Raw genomic sequence first — 22,842 nt, 5'->3', positions numbered from 1 at the left:
CCGGGAGGTACTTCATGACCACCGCCGGAGACATCATGCACCGCGGCGCCCAGTGGATCCCCGCGCACGAGACCCTGGACCGCGCCGCCCAGCTGATGCGTGAGCTCAACGTCGGAGCCCTGCCCATCAGCGACGCGGACGAACGGCTCTGCGGCATCCTCACCGACCGCGACATCGTCGTCGGCTGTGTGGCCGTGGGGCACGACCCGGCCAAGGTCACCGCCGGTGAGATGGCCCAGGGGACACCCCGCTGGATCGACGCGGACGCCGATGTCAGCGACGTGCTCCGGGAGATGCAGGACCACCAGATCCGCCGGCTCCCCGTCATCGAGAACAAGCGCCTGGTCGGCATGATCAGCGAGGCCGACCTCGCCCACCATCTGACGGAGGACCAGATCGCGGCCTGGGTGGAGAGCGTCTACGCGAAGAGTGCGACGCGCTGACCTTCATCCACGGGTGCCGTCCACGGGCGTGCCGTCCACGGGCGTGCCGTCCACGGACGTGCTCAGAGCCAGCCGTTGCGCCGGAAGCCGCGGTACAGCACCAGGCACGCCACGGATATGACGCCGAGGACCATGGGGTAGCCGAACGTCCAGCGCAGCTCCGGCATGTACTTGAAGTTCATGCCGTACACCCCGCAGACCATCGTCGGCACGGCGACGATCGCCGCCCAGGCCGTGATCTTCCGCATGTCCTCGTTCTGCGCGACCGTCACCTGGGCGAGGTGTGCCTGGAGGATCGAGTTGAGGAGTTCGTCGAAGGCGGCGATCTGCTCCTTGGCGCGCAGCAGATGGTCCGAGACGTCGCGGAAGTACGCCTGTATCTCCGAGCTCACCACCCGTATCGGACGCGTGGACAACTCCTCGATCGGACGGGTCAGCGGCACCACGGCCCGCTTCAGTTCGAGGAGTTCACGCTTGAGCTGGTAGATCCGGCCCGGGTCGGCCCGCGCGCCGTCCGGCGAGAAGACGTCCGTCTCGACCTGGTCGATGTCCGCCTGGACCGCGTCCGTGACGTTCAGATAGTCGTCCACCACATGGTCCGCGATCGCGTGCAGCACCGCGGCCGGTCCCTTGGCCAGTTGCTGGGGGTCCGCCTCGAGTTCCTCGCGCAACGGGCCCAGTGAGCCGTGCATCCCGTGGCGCACGGTGATCACGAAGTCCTCGCCGACGAACACCATGATCTCGCCGGTGTTCACCACCTCGCTCGTCGCCGTGAGTTCCTCGTGCTCCACGTAGCAGACGGTCTTGAACACCGCGAACAGCGTCTCGTCGTACCGCTCCAGCTTCGGACGCTGATGCGCCTCGATCGCGTCCTCCACCGCCAGCGGGTGCAGTTCGAACAGCTCCGCGATGCCCGCGAACTCCTGGTCCGTCGGCTCATGGAGGCCGAGCCACACGAAACCGTCCCCGTGCTTGCGCACCCGCTCCACGGTGTCGACCAGGTCGCCGCCGCCCGGGACCCTGGCCCCGTCCCGGTACGACACGCAGTTCACCACCGAGGAGCCCAGCGGCGACCGGGCGGGATGGCTCAGGTCCACACGCGGGCGGCGCCGCGCCAGCCTCGCCACCCTGCGGAGGCCGCCGACCCTGCCGAGGTTCGTGACCTTCCGCAGATTCCCTGCCATGGACATCTGGATCTCCTTGCGTGGATCCCCGCTCGCCGCATTGCTGCGCCCTGGCGTGCCAGTGTGCCAGCCCTGCGTGAAACGCGGGTAAGCCTGTGGGAGCAGGGCATTCCGCTTTGTTCCCGCCTGTGGACGACGGGTTTCCGAGGCGGCGCGGGATACTCGGTCACCCCTCGTAGAGTTGCGTCGCCGTGCTGTCGTAGGCGTCGCCGTGCTGTCGTATCGGAGCGTCGACCACCATGGACAAGCAGGACAACTGGGATGATCGCGACATGATGCGAACCGACGGGTATCTCCTCGACAACCGGCAGACCGAGGCCGGAGAGCGCTTCGACGCCTTCGCCTCCCTCTTCGACCCCACGACGTTCCGGCACTTCGAACGATTCGGTATCGGACCCGGCTGGCGCTGCTGGGAGGTCGGGGCCGGTGGTACGTCCGTCGTGTCCTGGCTGGCCAAGAAGGTGGGGCCGACCGGCAGGGTCGTCGCGACCGACATCGACACCTCCCGGGTCGCCCCGGCGGCCCGGCCGCCGGTGGAGGTGCGGGTCCACGACGTCGGTGCGGAGGACCCGCCGGGGGAGGGCTTCGACCTCGTGCACGCGAGGCTCGTACTCGTCCATGTGCCGGACCGGGAGCGGGCGTTGCGGTCGATGGTGGAGTCCCTGCGGCCCGGCGGACGGCTGCTGATCGAGGACGCCGACCCCGCGCTGCAGCCCCTGACCTGCCCCGACGAACACGGTCCCGCCGAGCAGTTGGCGAACCGGCTGCGCACCGGATTCCGCCGGCTCCTCGCCGACCGCGGCGCCGACCTCTCCTACGGCCGCCGACTCCCGCGCCTTCTCCGGGAGGCCGGTCTGCGTCGCGTGGAGGCCGACGCGTACTTCCCGCTGACCTCACCCGCCTGCGCGGCCCTGGAGTCCGCCACGATCCGCCAGATTCGCACCGACCTCGTCACGGCGGACCTGGCCACGGACGAGGAGATCGACCGGCACCTGGCGAACGTCGAGTCCGGGGCGATGGATCTGGCTACCGCGCCGATGATTTCTGCGTGGGGGCGGAAGGCGTAGGGGGTGACTCGGGCGGAGGCGAGCCGGGGCGGCTGGGTGGAGGCGAGCCCGGGCGGCTGGGTGGAGGCGAGCCGGGACGGCTGGGTGGAGGCGAGCCGGGACGGCTTGTACGGAAGTGCGCCAGGGTGATCCGGACGTTCGGGGATCGGGTCACCCCTGCCCATCGGGTGGAGTGTCCCGCCCGTGCTGCGCGGGCCGGCGCGTCGCCGGTGGGCGGCCTCCTACCGTCTCGACCGCTCGCGCCCCCGCCCGGCACCCTTCCCGCGCCGCGTCCTCGGGATCGGCGCCGGTGAGAAGGGTGGCGAGGAAGGCGCCGGTGAAGGCGTCGCCGGCCCCGGTCGTGTCCGTGGGGGTGGCCGGGACCGCGGGGATGCGGGCGGACACCGTGCCCGAGCGGGCCACCAGCGCACCGTCCGCGCCCAGCTTGGTGACCACCAGCGGAACATGACGGCTGAGCTTGGCCGCCGCGTCGTCCGCGTCGGGCAGCCCCGTCAGCAGACAGACCTCGTCGCGGCTGGGCAGGAGGACGTCGATGCCCTCCACGAGCGCGAGGAACCGGTCGACGCCCAACTCCACGAGGAAGCCCGCCGACGCCGGATCCAGGCTCACCGGCACCCCACGCGCGCGTGCCGCCTCCAGAGCCACCGCCACGAACGCCCGGCTCCCCGCGGAGAACAGCAGATACCCCGACAGGTGCAGCCGGGTCACCCCGTCGAGCAGCGTGTCCGACCAGTCGTCCGGAGTGAGCCGCAGGGACGCCCCGCTGTCCGTGACCAACGTCCGCTCGGCGGCGGCGCTCGTGTCGACGAGACAGATCACCGTGCCGGTCGGCGCTTCCGGGTCGACGACGAGACGGGGCCGTACCCCGCACACCGTCAGCTCCCGCTCGTGCCAAGCCGCCGCATCCGAGCCCACCCGTCCGAGCAACCGGACCTCGCCACCACCCCAATGGGCCGCCCAACAGGCCACGTTGGCACCGGCCCCGCCGGGCAGCGTCCGAATCGCCGCGACGGTGTCCGTACGCGCCGCGAGCGGCCCCCGATGCCGGGCGACGATGTCGGTGATGACGTCCCCGACAACCAGCAACGCCCCGGCCGGCACCACCTCGCCCGCGCCCCTCACCGCGCTCACCCCTAGGCCCCGGCCCAAGCCCACGCCGCCGCGATCCGCCCCGCCAACCGCACATTGCCCCGGACCGCCGCCAGATTGGCCTCCAGTGAGGCGCCGTCGGTGTGTCGTACCAGGTAGTCGAGGAGGAACGGGGTGACGCCCTGGCCCGTGATGCCCCGTTCCTCGCACGCGTGCAGAGCGTCGGCCAGTACGCGCGCGTGCAGGTCGGGATCCAACTGCTCGGCCTCGGGCACGGGGTTGGCGACGATCAGCGCCGACTCCGGGCCGGCCACGGCGTCCTGAGCCCGCATCACGGCCGCCACCTGTTCCGGGGACTCCAGCGTCCAGTCCACCGGGTGGCCCGAGTCCGACAGGTAGAAGCCGGGGAAGCGGTCCGTGCCGTACCCGGCCACGGCGACGCCCAGCGTCTCCAGCCGTTGCAGGGTCGCCGGCACGTCCAGGATCGACTTCACGCCCGCGCAGACCACCGTGATCCGCGTCCGCGCCAGCAGCCCCAGGTCGGCCGACTCGTCCTGCGTCACCGTCCACTCCCGGTGCACCCCGCCGAGCCCGCCCGTCGCGAACACCCGGACGCCCGCCAGCGCCGCCAGCAGCGCGGTCGCCGACACCGTGGTCGCCCCGCTCGCCCCCGCGGCCACCGCGAGCGGCAGATCGCGATGACCCAGCTTTCGGATACCGTCCTCGTTCGCGACCCGCTCCAACTGCTGCTTGTCCAGGCCGACATGAGGCCGCCCGTCCAGCACCGCGATCGTCGCGGGAACGGCGCCCTCACGCCGTACGACGTCCTCCAGCTCCAGCGCCACCTGGAGATTGCGCGGCCGCGGCAGCCCGTGCGCGATGATCGTGGACTCCAGGGCCACCACGGGTCGACGCGCGTCGATCGCCTCGCGCACTTCTTCGGAAACCACCAGCACCACGCGCCTGCCTCCTGTCGATCGTCCTTCCCTCATCTCTGGCGGGCGGCACGCCCGGCCAAACCCCTGCGGGCCGTGGGGGACGACACCAGCCTGGGGTGCATGACGGGAACGTCTTCGAGGTACGGCACCACGACTGGCCCGCGCGCGAGGGGGCCCACACGCGTGGGCCCCCTCCTCGGGCGACAGATGTCAGACCGGTTGGACGCCCTTGAGCGCCCCATGCGGGTCGAGCACGTACTTGCGGCTCGCGCCCTGGTCGAACTCGGCGTAGCCGCGCGGCGCGTCCTCGATGCCGATGACGGTCGCGTTGACCGCCTTGGCGATGTGCACGCGCTCGTGCAGGATCGCCATCATCAGGCCCCGGTGGTACCTCATCACCGGGCACTGTCCGGTGGTGAACCGGTGACTCTTGGCCCAGCCGAGCCCGAGCCGCACCTTCAGCGTCCCGGACTTCGCGTCCTCGTCGACCCCGCCGGGGTCGTCCGTGACGTACAGACCGGGGATGCCGAGGGCGCCGCCCGCGCGCGTGAGCCCCATCAGCGAGTTGAGGACCGTGGCGGGCGCCTCCGGGGCCTCGGGGCCGTGGGCCCGGGCCTCGAAGCCGACCGCGTCGACCGCGGCGTCCACCTCGGGCTCGCCGAGGATCTGCTCGATCTGCTCGCCCACGTTGCCGCGCGAGACGTCGACGGTCTCACAGCCGAAGCTGCGCGCCTGCGCGAGCCGCTCGGCGTTGAGGTCGCCGACGATCACGACCGCGGCCCCCAGCAGCTGCGCGGACGCGGCAGCCGCCAGTCCGACCGGCCCCGCCCCGGCGACGTACACCGTCGAACCGACACCGGCGCCCGAACTCACCACGCCGTGGAAGCCGGTCGGGAAGATGTCCGACAGCATGGTCAGGTCGAGCAGCTTCGCGCGCGCCTGGTCCCGGTCCGGGAACTTCAGCAGGTTGAAGTCCGCGTACGGCACCATCGCGTACTCGGCCTGACCGCCGACCCAGCCGCCCATGTCGACATAGCCGTAGGCCGCCCCGGGCCGTGCCGGGTTGACGTTCAGACAGATGCCGGTGGCGCGCTCCTTGCAGTTGCGGCACCGGCCGCAGGCGATGTTGAACGGTACGGAGACGATGTCGCCGACGTCGATCGTCTCGACGTCCGGCCCCCGTTCGACGACCTCTCCGGTGATCTCGTGTCCGAGGACCAGTCCCTCGGGCGCGGTCGTCCGCCCGCGCACCATGTGCTGGTCGCTGCCGCAGATGTTGCTGGCGAGGACCTTGAGGATCACACCGTGCCGGCACTTCCGGCCGACGTTCTCGGGTGCCACCCCCGGTCCGTCCTGGAGTTCCAGCGTCGGGTGGTCGATGGTCCTGACCTCCACCGCTCCCGGCTTGAGATACGCGACTGCCCTGTTCCCGCTTCCGCTCATGCGTGATCGCCGTCCCTTCGGCTCCGAAGTCTTCGGATGCCAGTGGCTGTGCGCATGGCGGAGTCTGCTACCGGGTCGGCCTTCCGGCCAGCCGTCGCGCGCGGACCGGAGACAGTCGTTGCCGAGAACAGCGGACCGGAGACGGTCGGCTCCTAGAAGAGCGGTTCGGGGAGCACGCCCTCCAGGGCGAGCAGCTTCCGCTTGGTCTCCAGACCGCCCCCGAACCCGCCGATCCCGCCGTCGCTCTCCACGACCCGGTGGCAGGGCACGACCACCGGCAACGGGTTGGAGCCCATCGCCACCCCGACCGCCTGCGCCGCACCCGGCTGACCGACCCGGCCGGCCAGATCGCCGTACCCCACGACACTGCCGTACGGCACCCCGGCCGCCAGCTCGCGCAGCACCTGCCGGTTGAAGCCGGAGATCAGCGACCAGTCCAGGGGCAGCTCGAAATCACGCCGCCGACCCGCGAAGTACGCCTCTACCTGGTGTATCGGCTCGGCCAGCAGCGGGGAGCCGGGCGCCTCGACGGGCTCGCTGCCCAGACGGGAGGCGAGCCGGTCCAGCGCCTTGTCGCGCACCGGGTCGGTGGCGTGGAACACGACGTTGACGAGGCCCGCGCGGGTCGCGGCCAGGAGCAGGGGGCCGATGCCGGTGCCGACGACGGCCCATACGACCTGCTGCTCGTTCTGCCCATGGCTGTCCATGCGCCCACCGTACGACCCACCACTGACAACGCCCCGCGGAGCGGACCCGCGGGCCTCGGGGCCCGCCCGGTCCGGTGCGTCTCAGGACCCGCCGGTCGCGTCCCGCACCACGTCCGGCTTGTTGCTGATGACGCCGTCGACGTCGTACCCGGCGACCCGGCGGGCCGTCGCCGCGTCGTTGACGGTCCAGGCGAAGACCTTCAGCGGTTTGTCGTGCGCCCCGTCGAACGCGTGGACCGAGGCGACGTACCCGGGGGAGATGGTGCTGTACGACGGGTTGATCTGGTCGGTGAACGTCGCGTACGTCGCCAGGTTCGCGACGGACGGCGTACCGAGGATGGCGGTCTTGACGCCGGGCTTCAGCGCGTGGACGGTGCGCACGCTGTCCACGCTGAAGCTCTGCACGATCAGCCGGCTCGCGCGGTGCGCCTCGTCGAGCCAGCCCTCGTCGGAGAGGACCTTCAGCGTCTGCTGCTCGATGCCCGGGTAGAGCGCGGGGTTCTTGATCTCCAGGAGCAGGTTCTGGTGGTTGCGCTCGACCCTGCGCATGTACTGCTCCAGGGTCGGTACGCGCGCGCCCGCGTAGGAGGCGCCGAACCAGCTGCCCGCGTCGAGGCGCGCGATCTCGGCGGCGGTGAAGTCCTTCACCTTCCAGGGCGCCCGGCCGGGGAACACCTCTTCGACGTCGGTGGTGCGCTGGAGGCTGTCGTCGTGGATGACGACAAGCTCGCCGTCCTTGGTGCGCTGGACGTCGTTCTCGACCCAGTGGATGCCCAGCCGGGCCGCCGCGTCGACGGCGGCCAGGGTGTTCTCCGGCGCGTAGGCGGAGGCGCCCCGGTGGGCGATGACCGTGGGCGGCTCACCGTCCTCGGCGGCGCGGACGTCGGAGGAAGGCAGCAGGAGGGCGGCGGTCCCCAGAAGCGCGGTGGTCGTGGCGGCAACGGCGCGCGCGTGCATGCGTACTCCTTGCGTCGAGCGTGCACGGACAGCTCCACTGTGACAGCAGAGGGTCAACAGCAGCGGAGTACAGAATGGCCACAGATTGAATGGAGTTGCCCAACTCCGCTCACGGGTGCCGCACAACTGCGGCAACGGCGTGGCAAGGGCGTGTTTCTTTGCCGGAAAATCGTTCGACCATTCCGGTGGAGGTCATACTCTTCGCCTCGACCCTGACCGCTTCAGCGGTCCTGGGAAGGGGCGCTTTTCAGCACATTCCGGGACGCAAGAAGGCGGAAGGGTAGCCGCGCATGCAAGGCACGGTCGACGGATTCAGCTACGGACTCGTCACACCGCTGGTGGCCTACCTCATGGCTTGCCTGGGAGGCGCCCTCGGCCTGCGCTGCACCACCAGATCCATGCTGGTCTCGAACTCGTGGCGCCCGGGCTGGCTGGCCCTCGGCTCCGCCGCGATCGGCTCCGGCATATGGACCATGCATTTCGTCGCCATGATGGGGTTCACCGTCAAGGACGCCCCGATCCACTACGACAAGCCGACGACGTTCGCGAGCCTCGGCGTCGCGATCGTCATGGTGGGCGTCGGGATCTTCATCGTCGGCTACAAGGGCGCGAGGGGAACAGCCCTGTTCACCGGGGGCACCATCACCGGGCTCGGCGTCGCCTCCATGCACTACTTGGGCATGGCCGGCATGCGGCTCAACGGGAACCTGGAGTACAACACGCTCACCGTCACCGCCTCCGTCGTCATAGCCATGGTGGCCGCCACCGCCGCCCTGTGGGCGGCCGGCCAGGTCAGGGGGCTGATGTGGAGCGTGGGCGCGAGCCTCGTCATGGGGCTCGCCGTCACCGGCATGCACTACACGGGCATGGCCGCCCTCAACGTCCATCTGCACGGCAGCTCCGCCGCCCCGTCCGCGGGCGACTCGCCCGCGGAACTGCTCGCGCCCATGATGGTCGGCCCCCTCGCCTTCCTGCTGATCGCCGGCGTCGTCGTGATGTTCGACCCGCTGATGGTCATGGGCAAACCCGACTGGGCCCCCGTCGAGAACAAGCCAGGTATTCCGGCCCACGCCGAAGCCGCGCACACCGCCCGCCGCCCGACGGTCCGCACCCGCCGCGGCGTCGGCCCCCGAAGCTCCCGCACCCCGCAGAACCGCTGATCGGACCGCGTTGTCAGTGGGGGGTCGTACGGTGGTTCCATGCGGCCCGTTTCCCACATCGAACGCACGGTGGCGCCCTTCGAGGTCGTCAGCCCCTACCAGCCCAGCGGTGACCAGCCGGCGGCCATCGCCGAGCTGGCCAAGCGCATCGAGGCCGGTGAGAAGGACGTCGTCCTCCTCGGCGCGACCGGCACCGGCAAGTCCGCCACCACCGCGTGGATGATCGAGAAGCTCCAGCGGCCCACCCTGGTGATGGCCCCGAACAAGACCCTCGCCGCCCAGCTGGCGAACGAGTTCCGGGAGCTCCTGCCCAACAACGCCGTCGAATACTTCGTCTCGTACTACGACTACTACCAGCCCGAGGCCTACGTCCCGCAGTCGGACACCTACATCGAGAAGGACTCTTCGATCAACGAGGAGGTCGAGCGCCTGCGCCACTCCGCGACCAACTCACTGCTCACCCGCCGTGACGTCGTCGTGGTCGCCTCGGTCTCCTGCATCTACGGCCTCGGCACCCCGCAGGAGTACGTGGACCGGATGGTCCCCCTCAGGGTCGGCGACGAACTCGACCGCGACGAGCTGCTGCGCCGCTTCGTGGACATCCAGTACACGCGCAATGACCTGGCCTTCACCCGAGGCACCTTCCGGGTGCGCGGCGACACCATCGAGATCTTCCCGGTCTACGAGGAGCTCGCCGTCCGCATCGAGATGTTCGGCGACGAGATCGAGGCGCTGTCCACGCTCCACCCGCTCACCGGCGAGATCATCAGCGACGACCAGCAGCTGTACGTCTTCCCGGCCTCCCACTACGTCGCCGGTCCCGAGCGCATGGAGCGGGCCGTCAACGACATCGAGAAGGAGCTGGGCGAGCGCCTGACCGAACTGGAGAAGCAGGGCAAGCTCCTCGAGGCCCAGCGGCTGCGCATGCGCACCACGTACGACCTGGAGATGCTCCGCCAGATCGGCTCCTGCTCCGGCGTCGAGAACTACTCGATGCACTTCGACGGCCGGCAGCCCGGCTCCCCGCCGAACACCCTGCTGGACTACTTCCCGGACGACTTCCTCCTCGTCATCGACGAGTCCCACAACACCGTCCCCCAGATCGGCGCCATGTACGAGGGCGACGCCTCCCGCAAGCGCACGCTCGTCGACCACGGCTTCCGGCTCCCGTCCGCGCTGGACAACCGCCCCCTGAAGTGGGAGGAGTTCCAGGAGCGCATCGGGCAGACCGTCTACCTGTCGGCCACTCCGGGCAAGTACGAGCTCTCCCGGGCGGAGGGCGTCGTCGAGCAGATCATCCGCCCGACCGGCCTGGTCGACCCCGAGGTCGTGGTCAAGCCCACCGAGGGCCAGATCGACGACCTGGTGCACGAGATCCGCACCCGCACCGAGAAGGACGAGCGCGTCCTGGTCACCACGCTCACCAAGAAGATGGCCGAGGACCTCACGGACTACTTCCTGGAGCTAGGCATCCAGGTCCGCTATCTCCACAGCGACGTCGACACCCTGCGCCGCGTGGAACTGCTGCGCGAACTGCGCTCCGGTGAGTTCGACGTCCTGGTCGGCATCAACCTCCTCCGCGAGGGCCTCGACCTGCCCGAGGTGTCCCTGGTGGCGATCCTCGACGCCGACAAGGAGGGCTTCCTGCGCTCCGGCACCTCGCTGATCCAGACCATCGGCCGCGCGGCGCGCAACGTCTCCGGCCAGGTCCACATGTACGCCGACAAGATCACCCCGGCGATGGCGAAGGCCATCGACGAGACCAACCGGCGCCGGGAGAAGCAGGTCGCGTACAACACCGAGCGCGGGATCGACCCCCAGCCGCTCCGCAAGAAGATCAACGACATCGTGGCCCAGATCGCCCGCGAGGACGTCGACACCGAGCAGCTGCTCGGTTCCGGCTACCGCAAGCAGAAGGACGGCAAGGGCGCCAAGGCCCCCGTGCCCGCCCTCGGCGGCAAGGCGGCGGTCGGCAAGGCGGCCAAGGGCAAGGCCAAGGAGACCGTGCCGACCGACCGGCCCGCGGCCGAGCTGGCCGAGCAGATCGAGGAGATGACCGCGCGGATGCGCGCCGCCGCCGCGGACCTCCAGTTCGAGATCGCGGCCCGGCTGCGCGACGAGGTCTCCGAGATGAAGAAGGAACTGCGCCAGATGCGGGAGGCGGGTATCGCCTGACGGACACGCGACGCCCCTGTTGTACGCGCAGTGTTGCAAGACCGACACAAAGTGCGGCCCCGGGTAGCGGCACTGTCAGTGCTCCTGCGTAGGGTTCTGGTCAACCGCGGACTCCGCGGCAACAGGGGACAGTTCGAGAGGGGAATCAGCGCGTGACCGTCAACATGACCAAGGGTCAGGCCATCAGTCTGCAGAAGAACGACGGCGGCAGCCTGACCGCGGTGCGCATGGGTCTCGGCTGGCAGGCGGCCCCCCGTCGCGGCCTGTTCGGTTCGCGCACCCGCGAGATCGACCTGGACGCCTCCGCCGTGCTGTTCGCGGACAAGCAGCCCGTCGACGTCGTCTTCTTCCGCCACCTGGTGAGCGACGACGGCTCGGTGCGCCACACCGGTGACAACCTCGTCGGCGGTGTCGGCCAGGGCGGCGACGACGAGGCGATCCTCGTCGACCTCGCGCGCATCCCGGTCCACATCGACCAGATCGTCTTCACCGTGAACTCCTTCACGGGCCAGACCTTCCAGGAAGTGCAGAACGCGTTCTGCCGGCTGGTCGACGAGACCAACGGCCAGGAGCTGGCCCGCTACACCCTCGCGGGCGGCGGCGCCTACACGGCCCAGATCATGGCGAAGGTGCACCGCACCGGCGCCGGCTGGACGATGACGGCGCTCGGCACCCCGGCCAACGGCCGCACCTTCCAGGACCTGATGCCGGCGATCCTGCCGCATCTGTAGGCCGCCCGGCCAGGGCCCGTCCGCCGGCATGATCCGGCGGACGGGCCCTGGCGGCATCCGACACCGAAAGCGACACAGGGGGACGAAGGCATGACGGCCGAGCTGGTGCGGGGGCAGAACCACCCGCTCTCCCAGGCCCGCCTCGAGATCCGGGTCTCGGCCGGCAAGCCGGTCGTCGCCGGCGCGACGCTCAGCGACGAGCACGGCAAGATCCACGGCGCGGAGTGGGTGGCCCACCCGGGCGCCCCCACCCTGCCGGGCCTGGAGGTCTCCCGGCAGGCCGCCGCCGACCACCGTCTCGCGGTGGACCTCGGCGCCATGCCGGAGGCCGTGCACCGGATCAGCGTGCTGCTCGCCCTGCCCACCGGGGTGGGCGGACCCGTCCGGTTCGGCGGTCTCCCCGCCCCCTTCCTCGCGGTCACCGGCCTCGACGGCTCCGAGGTCGCCAACTACACCGTCACCGGCCTGGAGGCCGAGTCCGCCGTCATCGCCCTGGAGCTCTACCGCCGCCAGGGCGCCTGGAAGGTCCGTGCCGTCGGTCAGGGATACGCGGGCGGTCTCGCCGACCTCTTCGCCGACCAGGGCCTGCCCGAGGCCCACCAGCTGGCCGCCGGTATCAACGACGCGGTGGCCCAGGGCCTCGCCCGCTCGGTGCAGGCTCCCCGCACGACCGACGGCGACCGCACCCGACACGCGGCGACCCCGACCCTCGGCGCCGACCAGAACGGCGCCGCGACTCCGGGTGCCGTACCGCCCCCGCCCGTGTCGCCGTACGGCTCCCCGGCATCGGGCGCCCCCGGACAGTCGCCTGCCTCGCCGTACGCCACCCCGGCATCGAGCGCTCCGGGACAGCCGCTCGGCTCTCCGTACGACTCCCCGGCATCGGGCACCCCCGGACAGCCGCCTGCCTCGCCCTACGACCCCCCGGGCGCCCCGGACCCGTCCGCCACCCCGCAGCCCGGCTCCACCACCGGCGGCCCCGTCGACTACAGCCACCCGCGCCGCCAGACCACCGCCCCGCCGCCACCCCCGCCGACCGCGCCCCCGGCCCAGCCCGGACAGCCCGCGCAGCCCGTCGCGGGAGATGCGACCGGGTGGTCCATGGACGAGCGGCTCTACAACCAGGTGTGGGGCATGTTCGAGGACCTGGCCCGGACCATGGCCGCGTACCGCAGTGCCGTCGACTTCGCCGACTCGCGTATGGAGAAGGAGCTCGACCAGGCCCTGTCCGACCCGCGCAGCCGGATCGGCGGTCAGAGCGAGGCCGCGCGCGAGGCGGCCCGTGCCAAGCACACCCAGCTCGTCGACCAGGCCCGTACGGTCCTGGACCGGGACCTCGCCCAGCTCGCCGCCGAGGCCGACGTCGTCGAGCCCGCGCTGCCCGCGGCCTACGCCCGCTGGGACAACCCCGTCTGGCACGGCTACCGGGTGCCGATGGAGATCCCCATGGCCCTGCGCCTGGGCGACCTGCATCTTCCCGAGGCCCCGCAGCTGCGCATCCCGATGCTGGTCAGGCTGCCGCTGGAGCGCGGCTTGTGGATCGACAGCGGACGGGCCGACTCGCTCGACGGCTCCTTCACCGACTCCCATGAACTCAAGCGGCTGGCCATGGAGTCGGCGGTGGCGCACGCCGCCCGGCTGCTCGCCGTCTATCCGGCGCGCGAGTTCACCGTCCACGTCATCGACCCGGCCGGCTCCGGCGGACAGGCGCTCGTCCCGCTGGTGCAGAGCGGTGTGCTCGCAGGTCCGCCGGCCCTCGGCGCGGCCGGTGTCGTGGACGTCCTGGCCCGGCTCACCCAGCGCGTCGACCTGGTGCAGATGGCGGTGCGCGGAGGGGCGCCCGACGCGCTCCCGCCGGGCTTCGACACCTCCGAGCAGCTGCTGATCGTCAACGACTTCCCGCACGGCTTCGACGACCGCGCCGTGACCCAGCTGCGCTACCTCGCCGACGAGGGCCCGGCGGTCGGCGTCCATCTGATGATGGTCGCGGACCGCGAGGAGGCCTCCGCGTACGGCCCGTTGCTCGACCCGCTGTGGCGTTCGCTGCTGCGACTGAGCCCGGTGCCCGACGACCATCTCGCCGACCCGTGGGTGGGTCACGCCTGGACGTACGAGCCCTCGCTCGTACCGCAGGGCAGTCAGGTGCTCCAGCGGGTGCTCAATCAGGTGGCGGCTGCCCGTACCAAGTACACGTAAAGGCGCCTGACCAGCCACTTTGACCTTTCTTTTGCCAATCGCTTTACCTTTCCTTGGTGATTGGGGTACCGTTTTCCTCGCGGAGGGGAGTACTCCCTGTCGACTGCGGCGTACCCGTCAATACGGAACAGATCCGATGGATCTGCTCCCGGGGCGTCGGCCCATCCTGGGTGGAAGAGACCTCCGGCAGCGCGACGACGCTGTTATTTGCCGTTACGTAATGCCGGAGGATCAGTGGATGTTTCCGTGACCCTGTGGGTCCTGACCATCGTGGGCCTCGCCGCCCTCATCGCGGTCGACTTCTTCATCGGCCGCAAGCCGCACGACGTGTCCATCAAGGAAGCCGGAATCTGGACCGTCGTCTGGATCGCCCTGGCCGGCCTCTTCGGCCTCGGCCTGCTGATCTTCGGCGGGGGCCAGGCCGGCGGAGAGTTCTTCGCGGGCTTCATCACCGAGAAGTCGCTGAGCGTCGACAACCTCTTCGTCTTCGTCCTGATCATGGCGAAGTTCGCGGTGCCCTCGCAGTACCAGCAGCGGGTGCTCCTCGTCGGTGTCCTCATAGCCCTGGTCCTGCGGGCGATCTTCATCGCCGCGGGCGCCGCGATCCTCGCCAGCTTCGCGTGGGTCTTCTACCTCTTCGGTGCCTTCCTGATCTGGACCGCCTGGAAGCTCATCCAGGAGGCCCGGGCCGACGAGGACGACGAGGAGTTCGAGGAGAACAAGCTCCTCAAGGCCGCCGAGCGCCGCTTCGGCGTCGCCGACCGCTACCACGGCACCAAGCTGTGGATCGTGGAGAACGGCAAGCGGGTCATGACCCCGATGCTGGTCGTGATGCTCGCGATCGGCACCACCGACGTGCTCTTCGCCCTCGACTCCATCCCCGCGATCTTCGGCCTGACCCAGGACCCGTACATCGTCTTCACGGCCAACGCGTTCGCCCTGATGGGTCTGCGCCAGCTGTACTTCCTCATCGGCGGCCTGCTGAAGAAGCTGGTCCACCTCAGCTACGGCCTGTCGATCATCCTGGGCTTCATCGGAGTCAAGCTGGTCCTGCACGCACTGCACGAGTCCGGAGTCCACGTCCCCGAGATCAGCATCCCAGTCTCCCTCGGCGTGATCTGCGGTGTCCTCGTCGTCACCACGATCACCAGCCTCCGCGCCTCCAAGAAGCAGGCGGCGGCCGAGGCGGCGCAGACGCGGAGCGATGGCGCTCCGAAGGACAGCATCGACGCCTGACCACGTCGGACGTAGGAACAACCAGCACCGGGAGCGGCGTACGGCCGATTGCCGCTCACCGCTCCCGGTGCTTGCTTTGTTCTGAGCGCGTTCCCCGCTCGGGGACGCCCCGGCCGACGGAGGCAGCCATGAAGTTCGTGCAGATCATCGACTTCGAAACAGAGCGGCTCGACGAGATGGAGCAGCTGCTCGAAGGCGCCAGGCAGCGCATGGAGGGCCAGGAAGGCGGCCCCACCCACCGCATCCTGCTGAAGGACCGCGACACGCCCGGACGCTACCTCGCCGTGATCGAGTTCGAGTCCTTCGAGGAGGCCATGCGCAACAACGAACGCCCCGAGACGAGCAGGATGGCCGAGCAGTTGGGCGAGTTGTGTACCCGGGCGCCGCGCTTCGTCAACTGCGACCTGCTGGACTCGCGCGAGCTGAAGTAACTCGAAACCGCCGTATGAGGCCCCGCGGCGACGAAATGCGGGGCCTCTGTACCTTTGGGAGGATCCCTGCATGATCGTTCGGCTCAGGTCGCTCACCACCCAGTGGACGGTCCTCGTGCCGGTGCTCGCGGCCGTCCTCCTGGCGTTCACCTGGGGACGCGACCTGCCGGGCGCGGTCGTGGCCTTGGTGACGCTGGTGCTCGCGGGGGCGGTCCTGGCTGCCGTGCATCATGCCGAGGTCGTCGCCCACCGGGTCGGTGAACCCTTCGGCTCGCTCGTCCTCGCCGTCGCCGTCACCATCATCGAGGTCGCGCTGATCGTCACCCTCATGGCCGACGGCGGCGACAAGAGCTCGACCCTCGCCCGGGACACGGTCTTCGCGGCCGTCATGATCACCTGCAACGGCATCGTCGGCCTCTGCCTCCTGGTCGCCTCGCTGCGCCACGGTCTCGCGGTCTTCAACCCCGAGGGCACCGGCGCCGCCCTCGCGACCGTCGCCACCCTGGCCACCCTCAGCCTGGTGCTGCCGACGTTCACCACGAGCAAGCCGGGCCCGGAGTTCTCCGGCGTCCAGCTGACCTTCGCCGCGCTGTCCTCGCTGGTCCTGTACGGCCTGTTCGTCACGACCCAGACCGTGCGGCACCGCGACTACTTCCTCCCCATCACCCGGCAGGGCGAGGTCATCGCCGCCGACGACCACGCCGACGCGCCCACCGCCCGCACCGCCCTCATCAGCCTGAGCCTGCTGGGCGTCGCCCTGATCGGCGTCGTAGGACTGGCCAAGGGCGTGTCGCCCACCATCGAGTCCGGCGTGGCGGCCGCCGGTCTGCCGCATGCCGTCGTCGGCGTGATCATCGCCCTGCTGGTGCTGCTGCCCGAGACCATCGCCGCGCTGCGCTCGGCCCGCCGCGACCGCGTCCAGACCAGCCTCAACCTCGCGCTCGGTTCGGCGATGGCCAGCATCGGCCTGACCATCCCCGCGGTCGCGCTGGCCTCCGTCTGGCTCTCCGGCCCCCTCGTCCTCGGCCTCGGCGCCACCCACATGGTGCTGCTCGCCCTCACGGTGGTCGTGAGCTCCCTGACCGTGGTGCCCGGTCGGGCCACCCCGCTCCAGGGCGGCGTGCACCTGGTGCTGTTCGCGGCGTATCTGGAGCTGGCGATCAATCCCTAGGCGACCGGCTCTCGGCTCAGCCCAGGGCCGGTTCCGCCGCGCCCGGTCCCCGGCTCAGTCCAAGGCCGGTTCCGCCGCGCCCGCCACCGCGAGGGCCACCGGCCGCGTCTCCGGCAGCAGCGTGAAGCACCCCAGGCTGAGCAGCGCGATCCCCGTCAGATACGCCCCGACCCCCCACGGCACCCGACCGCCCTGTTCGGCCAGCGCCGTCGCCACGATCGGCGTGAGCGCGCCCCCGAGGACCCCGCCGAGGTTGTAGCCGACCGCGGCCCCCGTGCAGCGCACCCGCGGCTCGTACAGCTCCGGCAGGTAGGCGGCGATCACCGCGAACATGGTGATGAACGCGAGCATCGCGCCGAGGAACCCCAGGAACATCAGCAGGGGTTCACCGGTCGAGAGCAGCGCGACCAGGGGGAACATCCACAGGGCCGCCGCCGCACACCCGGTCAGGCACAGCGGCCGCCGCCCGTACCGGTCGCCGAGCAGCGCCACCACCGGCGTGAGCGAGCCCTTCACCAGGACCGCCGCCATGATGCAGGCCAGCATCACCGTACGGCTCACGCCCAGCCGTTCCGTGCCGTAGGCGAGGGACCAGGTCGTCACGGCGTAGAAGATCGCGTACCCGACCGCGAGCCCGCCGGCCGTCAGCAGGACCAGCCGCCAGTGGTCGCGCACGACCTCGACGAGCGGCACGCGCGCGTGGTCGTCTAGGGCGAGGAACGACGGGCTCTCGGCGAGCGACGACCGCAGCCACAAGCCCGCCAGGGCCAGCACCCCCGCCGCCCAGAACGGCACCCGCCACCCCCACGAAGCGAACTGCGCCTCGGTCAGGGTCGCCGACAGCACCAGCATCACGCCGTTGGCCAGCAGGAAGCCCAGCGCGGGTCCCACCTGCGGGAAGCTCGACCACAGCCCGCGCCGCCCGGCCGGCGCATGCTCCGCCGTCAGCAGCACCGCCCCGCCCCACTCCCCGCCGAGCCCCAGCCCCTGGAGGAACCGGAGCACAAGGAGCAGCAGGGGAGCGGCCACCCCGATCGAGCCGTACGCTGGCACGCAGCCGACCGCGACGGTGGCACCGCCGGTCAGCAGCAGCGACAGCACGAGGACCGGCCGCCGCCCGTGCCGGTCCCCGATGTGCCCGAACAGCACCGACCCCAGCGGCCGGGCGACGAAGCCCACACCGAACGTGCCGAACGCCGCCAGCGTCCCGGCCAGCGGCGAGAAGGTCGGGAAGAACAGTGGCCCCAGGACCAGCGCCGCCGCGGTCCCGTAGACGAAGAAGTCGTAGAACTCGATGGCCGTCCCGGCGAGCGAGGCGGCCGCGAGCCGCAGCATGGAGGGCGCCCTTACGGTGCGTACGTCGTGCATGCCGCGTCAACTACCCACGGTGACCGTGAGTTACGGGGGCGTACGGGAGCTTCAGTAGGTGACCGTGATGCGCCGGGCGGGTCCGTCGACGCGGACGAGCCCGCCGTAGGGGATGACCAGTTGGGGGTCGGTGTGGCCGAAGTCGACGTCGAAGACGATCGTGGTGTCGGGGGCGTACGTCCGCATGGCGCGCAGGACGGCCTCGCGCTGCTCGGTGGCGTAACGGGCGCCTTCCTCGGGGCTGTTGGGCTGCTCGAAGGACCAGGTCTTGGGGCGGCCCATCAGGAGCGCGGAGAAGCGCCGGAGCAGGCCGCGCTCGCCCATGTTGCGCAGGGTGCGGAAGACCTCCTCGCCGCTCGGCATCTCCTCGGAGGTCTCCAGGAGCAGCACGCCGCCGTCGTACGCGCTCAGGTCGCGTGCGATCTCGCGGTCGGCCATCAGCAGCCAGCCCAGGATCTCCAGGCAGCCGCCCCAACTGCGGCCCTCGATCACCCGGTCGGGATTCACCCAGGTCCAGCCGGCTCCGGGCCTGGTCTCCGGCTCCGCGTCGAAGGTCGCGGGGTCGGCCCAGTCCCGGTTGACGTCGTTCCAGCGCTCGGCGGGCCGGAGTTCGTACGGACCCGAGGTGAACAGCGCCGCCCGCAGCGACTCGGCGGTCAGCGGGTCCATGGCGACGGGCCGTCCGAGCTGCACCATCACGGTCGCGCCGTGGTAGCCGACGATGCCGGTGTTGCTGAGAAACGCCAGCAGGTTCGTGTTGTCACTCATCCCGAAGAACGGCTTCGGGTTCGCCCGGATCAACTCCCGGTCCAGGTGGGGCAGTACGGTGATCTGGTCGTCGCCCCCGATCGAGGCCATGATCACCTTGATGTCCGGGTCGGCGAAGGCGGCGTTCACGTCGGCGGCCCGTTCCTGCGGGGTCGCGCCCATCGTGCGGGTCGTCGGGTACTCGACGGGTTCGAGGCCGAACTCCTCGCGCAGCCGCTCCAGGCCCAGTTCGAAGGGGCGCGGGAAGAGCCCGGGCAGCCCGGCGCCGGGCGAGATGACGGCCATGCGGTCACCGGGGGAGGGCTTGGGCGGGTACGAGATCGTCGTCATTCGGGGAGGGTACGGGCCGTACCGCGTCCGGCGCACCGTGATAAACCGGGTCTGAGCAGCGGTCTTCAACGGACCGCCCACCCGTCACCGGACCGGAGGAACCGTGCCCCGCACCCTGGCCAACGCCCCGATCATGATCCTCAACGGCCCCAACCTGAACCTGCTCGGGCAGCGTCAGCCGGAGATCTACGGCAAGGACACCCTGGCCGACGTCGAGGCCCTGTGCGCCAAGGCGGCGGCCGCGCACGGCGGCACGGTGGACTTCCGCCAGTCCAACCACGAGGGCGAACTGGTCGACTGGATCCACGAGGCGCGGCTCAACCACTGCGGCATCGTCATCAACCCCGGCGCCTACTCGCACACCTCGGTCGCCATCCTGGACGCGCTCAACACCTGCGACGGACTGCCGGTGTTGGAGGTCCACATCTCCAACATCCATAAGCGCGAGACCTTCCGGCACCACTCGTACGTCTCCCTGCGCGCCGACGGCGTCATCGCGGGTTGCGGGGTGCAGGGGTATGTGTTCGGGGTCGAGCGGGTCGCGGCGCTGGTGGGGGCGGCACAGGCCGAGGTGTAAGGACCGTCGGCCTGGAGGGCGGTCATTACAGTCAGCCGTAGAGCCGCCCTATAGCTGCCCCATAGCCGCCTTCTTACAGCCGTCCCGCCTCCACGATCCGCCGCAGGAAGCGCCGCGTGCGCTCCTGCTGCGGGTCGCCGAAGATCTGCTCGGCGCTCCCGCGCTCCAGCACGACCCCTCCGTCCAGAAAACAAACCTGGTCGGCGACGTCCCGCGCGAAGCCCATCTCGTGCGTGGCCAGCACCATGGTCATGCCGTCGCCCTTGAGGTCGCGGACGACATTCAGCACCTCGCCCACCAGCTCCGGGTCGAGCGCGGCGGTGATCTCGTCGAGCAGCAGCAGCCGGGGCCGTACGGCGAGCGCGCGCACGATCGCCACGCGCTGCTGCTGGCCGCCGCTCAGCCGGTCCGGGTACTCGCCCGCCTTGCCGGCGAGCCCGAGCCGCTCCAGCAGCTCCCTGCCGCGCTCCTCGGCCTCCGCGCGGGACACCCCGTGCACCCGGCGCGGGGCGAGGGTGATGTTCTCCAGCACGGTCATGTGCGGGAAGAGGTTGTACGCCTGGAAGACCACGCCGATACGGCGGCGTACCGCGTCCTGGTCGACGCGTGGGTCGGTGATCTCCTCGCCGTCCAGCCAGATCGCGCCGTCGTCGATCTCCTCCAGGAGGTTCGCGCAGCGCAGCAGCGTCGACTTGCCGGAACCGGAGGCGCCGATCAGCGCGGTCACCGTGTGCGGGGCGACCTCCAGATCGACGTCCCGCAGCACGACCGAGCCGCCGAAGGTCTTGCGGACGGACTCCATCCGCAGCACCGGTGCGTCCGTGTCGCTCATGCGATCCCTCCCTGGGCCCGCCGCCGGTCCATCCGCGCCGTCACCCAGTCCGTGAAACGGGTCATCGGGATGGTCAGCGCCACGAACACCAGGCCCGCGACGATGTACGGCGTGTAGTTGAGGCTGCGGCCCACGATGATGTCGGCGGCCCGTACGGCGTCCACCGCGCCGCCGATCGACACGAGGCCGGTGTCCTTCTGCAGCGACACCAGGTCGTTGAGCAGCGGCGGCACCTGGCGCCGTACGGCTTGCGGCAGCACCACGTAGCGCAGCGCCTGCCGGTTGGAGAGGCCGAGCGAGCGGGCCGCGGCGCGCTGCGAGGGGTGGATGGACTCGATGCCGGCGCGGAACACCTCGGCGACGTACGCCGAGTAGGTCAGCGTCAGCGCCGTGCCGCCCAGCCACACCGGGTCGACCGTCACGCCCTGGAGCCGCAGCGCGGGGACGCCCAGGACGACGATCATCAGGTTGATGATGAGCGGGAGCCCGCGGAAGAAGTCCGTGTAGGCGGCGGCCAGGAAGCGCAGCGGGAAGAACACCGGCCCGCGCAGCGTGCGGGCGACGGCGATGAGCATGCCGAGGACGAGCACGGCCACGCCGCAGATCAGCAGCAGCCGGACGTTGAGCCAGAGCCCTTCGAGGACCTTGGGCAGCGCCTCGCGCGCGTACTGCCCGTTGAAGAAGGTCTCCTTGGTGCGCGGCCAGCCGGGCGCGTTGACGACGACCAGGTAGAGCACGACCGCGGTGGCGAGCGTCGAGACGGCGGCGATCGCCGTGGCGCGGCGGGAGCGGGCGCGCTTGTGGCGCTCGCGCTCCAGCCGCCGCGCGGACGGCGTGTACGTGTCGACCGGGTCCGGCGTCTCCGCGCCGGACTCGTCCTTCGTGAGCGTCACTTGAGGACCGGGGCGTCGACGGCGTCGGACAGCCACTGCTTCTCGATCTTCGCCAGGGTGCCGTCCTTGCGCAGGGCGTCCACGGCGCCGGTCACGCAGGAGGTGAGCGCGCTGCCCTTGTCGAGGACGAGGCCGAACTGCTCCGGAGTGCCGCCCTGGTTCTCGAACTGGCCGACGATCTTGGCGTCCGTGACCTCGGCCGCGGTGATGTAGAAGGCGGTCGGCAGGTCGACGACGATCGCGTCCACCTGGCCGTTCTTCAGGGCGGACTTGGCCTGGTCGTTCTTGGCGTAGGCGGCGGCCTCCTGCGTCGGCTTCACCACGTCCTCGATGTAGTTGAGGCTGGTCGTGCCGACCTGGGCGCCCAGCTTGAGGCCCTTGAGGTCCGCGATGCTCGTCGCCTTGGCGGCCTTGGAGCCCTTGAGGGCGATGACGGCCTGGCGCACGTCGTAGTAGCCGGACGAGAAGTCCACGGCCTTCTTGCGCTCGGCGCTGATCGACACCTGGTTGATGTCGAAGTCGAACGTCTTCTCCCCGGGCGCGAAAGCCTTGTTGAAGGGGACGCTCTGCCAGACCACGGCGCTCTTGTCGTAGCCGAGGTGCTCCGCCACGGCGTAGGCGACCGCGGACTCGAACCCCTTGCCGTTGGCCGGCTTGTCGTCCTTGAACCAGGGCTCGTACGCCGGCTCGTCGGTGGCGATCGTCAGCTTGCCGGACGTCTTGGTGGCGAGTTTGCCCTTGGCGCACGCGGCGCCCGTCGTCGACCCCGAGGGCTTGGCGGCGGAGTCGCCCTCGGGCTGCGGAGCACAGCCGACGGCGGTGGCGAGCAGGGCTGTCGTTGCGGCGACTACGGCGCGGCGCAGGGCGCGAGGGGCGAGGTGCATGGCGGGAGATTGACAGCACGCCGCCCCGTTTGTCGAGGTCACGTCGGCTTTTGTCCGCATACTGGGAACGCGTGTTGCGTTCTCGTGAACGTTCCCTGTGCGGGCGGTTCGCCGGGGCCGCCGGTCGAGGGCGGGGATCGGAAGACCGGCGGCCCGTACCGCGCAGGAGCCGTCATCCTGTGCGGGGCTGCCCCCAGTTGACCCCGCAACAACGTGCGCCGGGAGCGTGCGGATGACACCGGCGTGTGCGAAGGGTTCACAC

Annotated in this window: 21 protein-coding genes; 10 read left to right on the top strand and 11 right to left on the bottom strand. The window is 70.6% G+C overall.

The window, feature by feature from the left end; genetic code table 11:
* The first annotated feature begins 14 nt into the window (after positions 1–14).
* A complete protein-coding gene (locus CRP56_RS10615; protein ID WP_097262604.1) occupies positions 15–443 on the top strand; it encodes a CBS domain-containing protein in 429 nt (142 codons plus the stop codon).
* A 62-nt stretch (positions 444–505) separates the two neighbouring features.
* Here the strand turns inward: CRP56_RS10615 and corA are convergent, their stop codons facing one another.
* The gene (corA, locus tag CRP56_RS10610; RefSeq protein ID WP_097262601.1) at positions 506–1,633 is read right to left on the bottom strand and encodes a magnesium/cobalt transporter CorA; all 1,128 of its coding nucleotides are present in this window, start codon (positions 1,631–1,633) and stop codon (positions 506–508) included.
* Positions 1,634–1,899: 266 nt separating this feature from the next.
* Here corA and CRP56_RS10605 point away from each other — a divergent pair, with 266 nt between their 5' ends.
* Positions 1,900–2,694, top strand: coding sequence for a methyltransferase (locus CRP56_RS10605; RefSeq protein WP_097273909.1), 795 nt, complete (start codon positions 1,900–1,902; stop codon positions 2,692–2,694).
* Positions 2,695–2,844: 150 nt separating this feature from the next.
* Here CRP56_RS10605 and CRP56_RS10595 read toward each other — a convergent pair whose 3' ends face one another.
* From CRP56_RS10595 to CRP56_RS10575, 5 genes are all read right to left on the bottom strand, one after another.
* A complete protein-coding gene (locus CRP56_RS10595; protein ID WP_097273907.1) occupies positions 2,845–3,825 on the bottom strand; it encodes a carbohydrate kinase family protein in 981 nt (326 codons plus the stop codon).
* 2 nt (positions 3,826–3,827) lie between these two features.
* Complete coding sequence (locus tag CRP56_RS10590) at positions 3,828–4,742, bottom strand: pseudouridine-5'-phosphate glycosidase (protein WP_059197381.1); 915 nt, start codon at positions 4,740–4,742, stop codon at positions 3,828–3,830.
* A 189-nt stretch (positions 4,743–4,931) separates the two neighbouring features.
* Positions 4,932–6,164: a formaldehyde dehydrogenase, glutathione-independent gene (gene fdhA, locus CRP56_RS10585; protein ID WP_097262599.1), complete on the bottom strand. Its 1,233-nt coding sequence runs from the start codon at positions 6,162–6,164 to the stop codon at positions 4,932–4,934.
* 152 nt (positions 6,165–6,316) lie between these two features.
* Positions 6,317–6,871, bottom strand: a complete 555-nt coding sequence (locus CRP56_RS10580; RefSeq protein WP_097262597.1) for a methylated-DNA--[protein]-cysteine S-methyltransferase — start codon at positions 6,869–6,871, stop codon at positions 6,317–6,319.
* Positions 6,872–6,952: 81 nt separating this feature from the next.
* Positions 6,953–7,828 (bottom strand): glycerophosphodiester phosphodiesterase, encoded by an 876-nt coding sequence (locus CRP56_RS10575; RefSeq protein WP_097262593.1) that lies wholly within the window; start codon positions 7,826–7,828, stop codon positions 6,953–6,955.
* Positions 7,829–8,118: 290 nt separating this feature from the next.
* Here CRP56_RS10575 and CRP56_RS10570 point away from each other — a divergent pair, with 290 nt between their 5' ends.
* The 7 genes from CRP56_RS10570 (at position 8,119) to CRP56_RS10540 (ending at position 16,928) form a co-directional block, all read left to right on the top strand.
* Entirely contained in the window at positions 8,119–8,988 is an 870-nt protein-coding gene (locus CRP56_RS10570; protein WP_097262590.1) for an MHYT domain-containing protein, read from the top strand.
* 39 nt (positions 8,989–9,027) lie between these two features.
* On the top strand, positions 9,028–11,163 hold the full coding sequence (gene uvrB, locus CRP56_RS10565; RefSeq protein ID WP_097262587.1) for an excinuclease ABC subunit UvrB: 2,136 nt from the start codon (positions 9,028–9,030) through the stop codon (positions 11,161–11,163).
* Between the two features lie 152 nt (positions 11,164–11,315).
* Positions 11,316–11,894, top strand: a complete 579-nt coding sequence (locus CRP56_RS10560; RefSeq protein WP_097262584.1) for a TerD family protein — start codon at positions 11,316–11,318, stop codon at positions 11,892–11,894.
* 90 nt (positions 11,895–11,984) lie between these two features.
* On the top strand, positions 11,985–14,090 hold the full coding sequence (locus CRP56_RS10555) for a TerD family protein (protein ID WP_097262581.1): 2,106 nt from the start codon (positions 11,985–11,987) through the stop codon (positions 14,088–14,090).
* Positions 14,091–14,324: 234 nt separating this feature from the next.
* Positions 14,325–15,326: a TerC/Alx family metal homeostasis membrane protein gene (locus tag CRP56_RS10550; protein ID WP_097262578.1), complete on the top strand. Its 1,002-nt coding sequence runs from the start codon at positions 14,325–14,327 to the stop codon at positions 15,324–15,326.
* A gap of 128 nt (positions 15,327–15,454) precedes the next feature.
* Complete coding sequence (locus CRP56_RS10545; protein ID WP_097262576.1) at positions 15,455–15,757, top strand: hypothetical protein; 303 nt, start codon at positions 15,455–15,457, stop codon at positions 15,755–15,757.
* Between the two features lie 70 nt (positions 15,758–15,827).
* Positions 15,828–16,928, top strand: coding sequence for a calcium:proton antiporter (locus tag CRP56_RS10540; protein WP_097262574.1), 1,101 nt, complete (start codon positions 15,828–15,830; stop codon positions 16,926–16,928).
* A 54-nt stretch (positions 16,929–16,982) separates the two neighbouring features.
* Here the strand turns inward: CRP56_RS10540 and CRP56_RS10535 are convergent, their stop codons facing one another.
* Complete coding sequence (locus tag CRP56_RS10535) at positions 16,983–18,296, bottom strand: MFS transporter (RefSeq protein WP_257040507.1); 1,314 nt, start codon at positions 18,294–18,296, stop codon at positions 16,983–16,985.
* A 51-nt stretch (positions 18,297–18,347) separates the two neighbouring features.
* Positions 18,348–19,394, bottom strand: a complete 1,047-nt coding sequence (locus tag CRP56_RS10530; RefSeq protein ID WP_097262571.1) for a S66 family peptidase — start codon at positions 19,392–19,394, stop codon at positions 18,348–18,350.
* Between the two features lie 103 nt (positions 19,395–19,497).
* On the opposite strand from CRP56_RS10530, the gene aroQ reads away from it, so the two are divergent.
* Positions 19,498–19,971 (top strand): type II 3-dehydroquinate dehydratase, encoded by a 474-nt coding sequence (aroQ, locus tag CRP56_RS10525; protein WP_097262569.1) that lies wholly within the window; start codon positions 19,498–19,500, stop codon positions 19,969–19,971.
* Between the two features lie 73 nt (positions 19,972–20,044).
* Here the strand turns inward: aroQ and CRP56_RS10520 are convergent, their stop codons facing one another.
* The 3 genes from CRP56_RS10520 to CRP56_RS10510 are packed head-to-tail and all read right to left on the bottom strand — an operon-like array spanning position 20,045 to position 22,580.
* Complete coding sequence (locus tag CRP56_RS10520; RefSeq protein WP_179850978.1) at positions 20,045–20,803, bottom strand: amino acid ABC transporter ATP-binding protein; 759 nt, start codon at positions 20,801–20,803, stop codon at positions 20,045–20,047.
* Positions 20,800–21,696 (bottom strand): amino acid ABC transporter permease, encoded by an 897-nt coding sequence (locus CRP56_RS10515; protein WP_097262567.1) that lies wholly within the window; start codon positions 21,694–21,696, stop codon positions 20,800–20,802. Before CRP56_RS10515 ends, CRP56_RS10520 begins: the two co-directional genes overlap by 4 nt.
* The gene (locus CRP56_RS10510) at positions 21,693–22,580 is read right to left on the bottom strand and encodes an ABC transporter substrate-binding protein (RefSeq protein WP_097262565.1); all 888 of its coding nucleotides are present in this window, start codon (positions 22,578–22,580) and stop codon (positions 21,693–21,695) included. The genes CRP56_RS10515 and CRP56_RS10510 overlap by 4 nt, the downstream gene beginning before the upstream one ends.
* Positions 22,581–22,842 lie beyond the last annotated feature (262 nt).

Source organism: Streptomyces sp. TLI_55, assembly GCF_900206255.1.
Taxonomy (GTDB): Bacteria; Actinomycetota; Actinomycetes; order Streptomycetales; family Streptomycetaceae; genus Streptomyces; species Streptomyces aquilus.
Note: the sequence above shows the minus strand (reverse complement) of the source record. Positions and strands in the feature narration are given on the sequence as shown.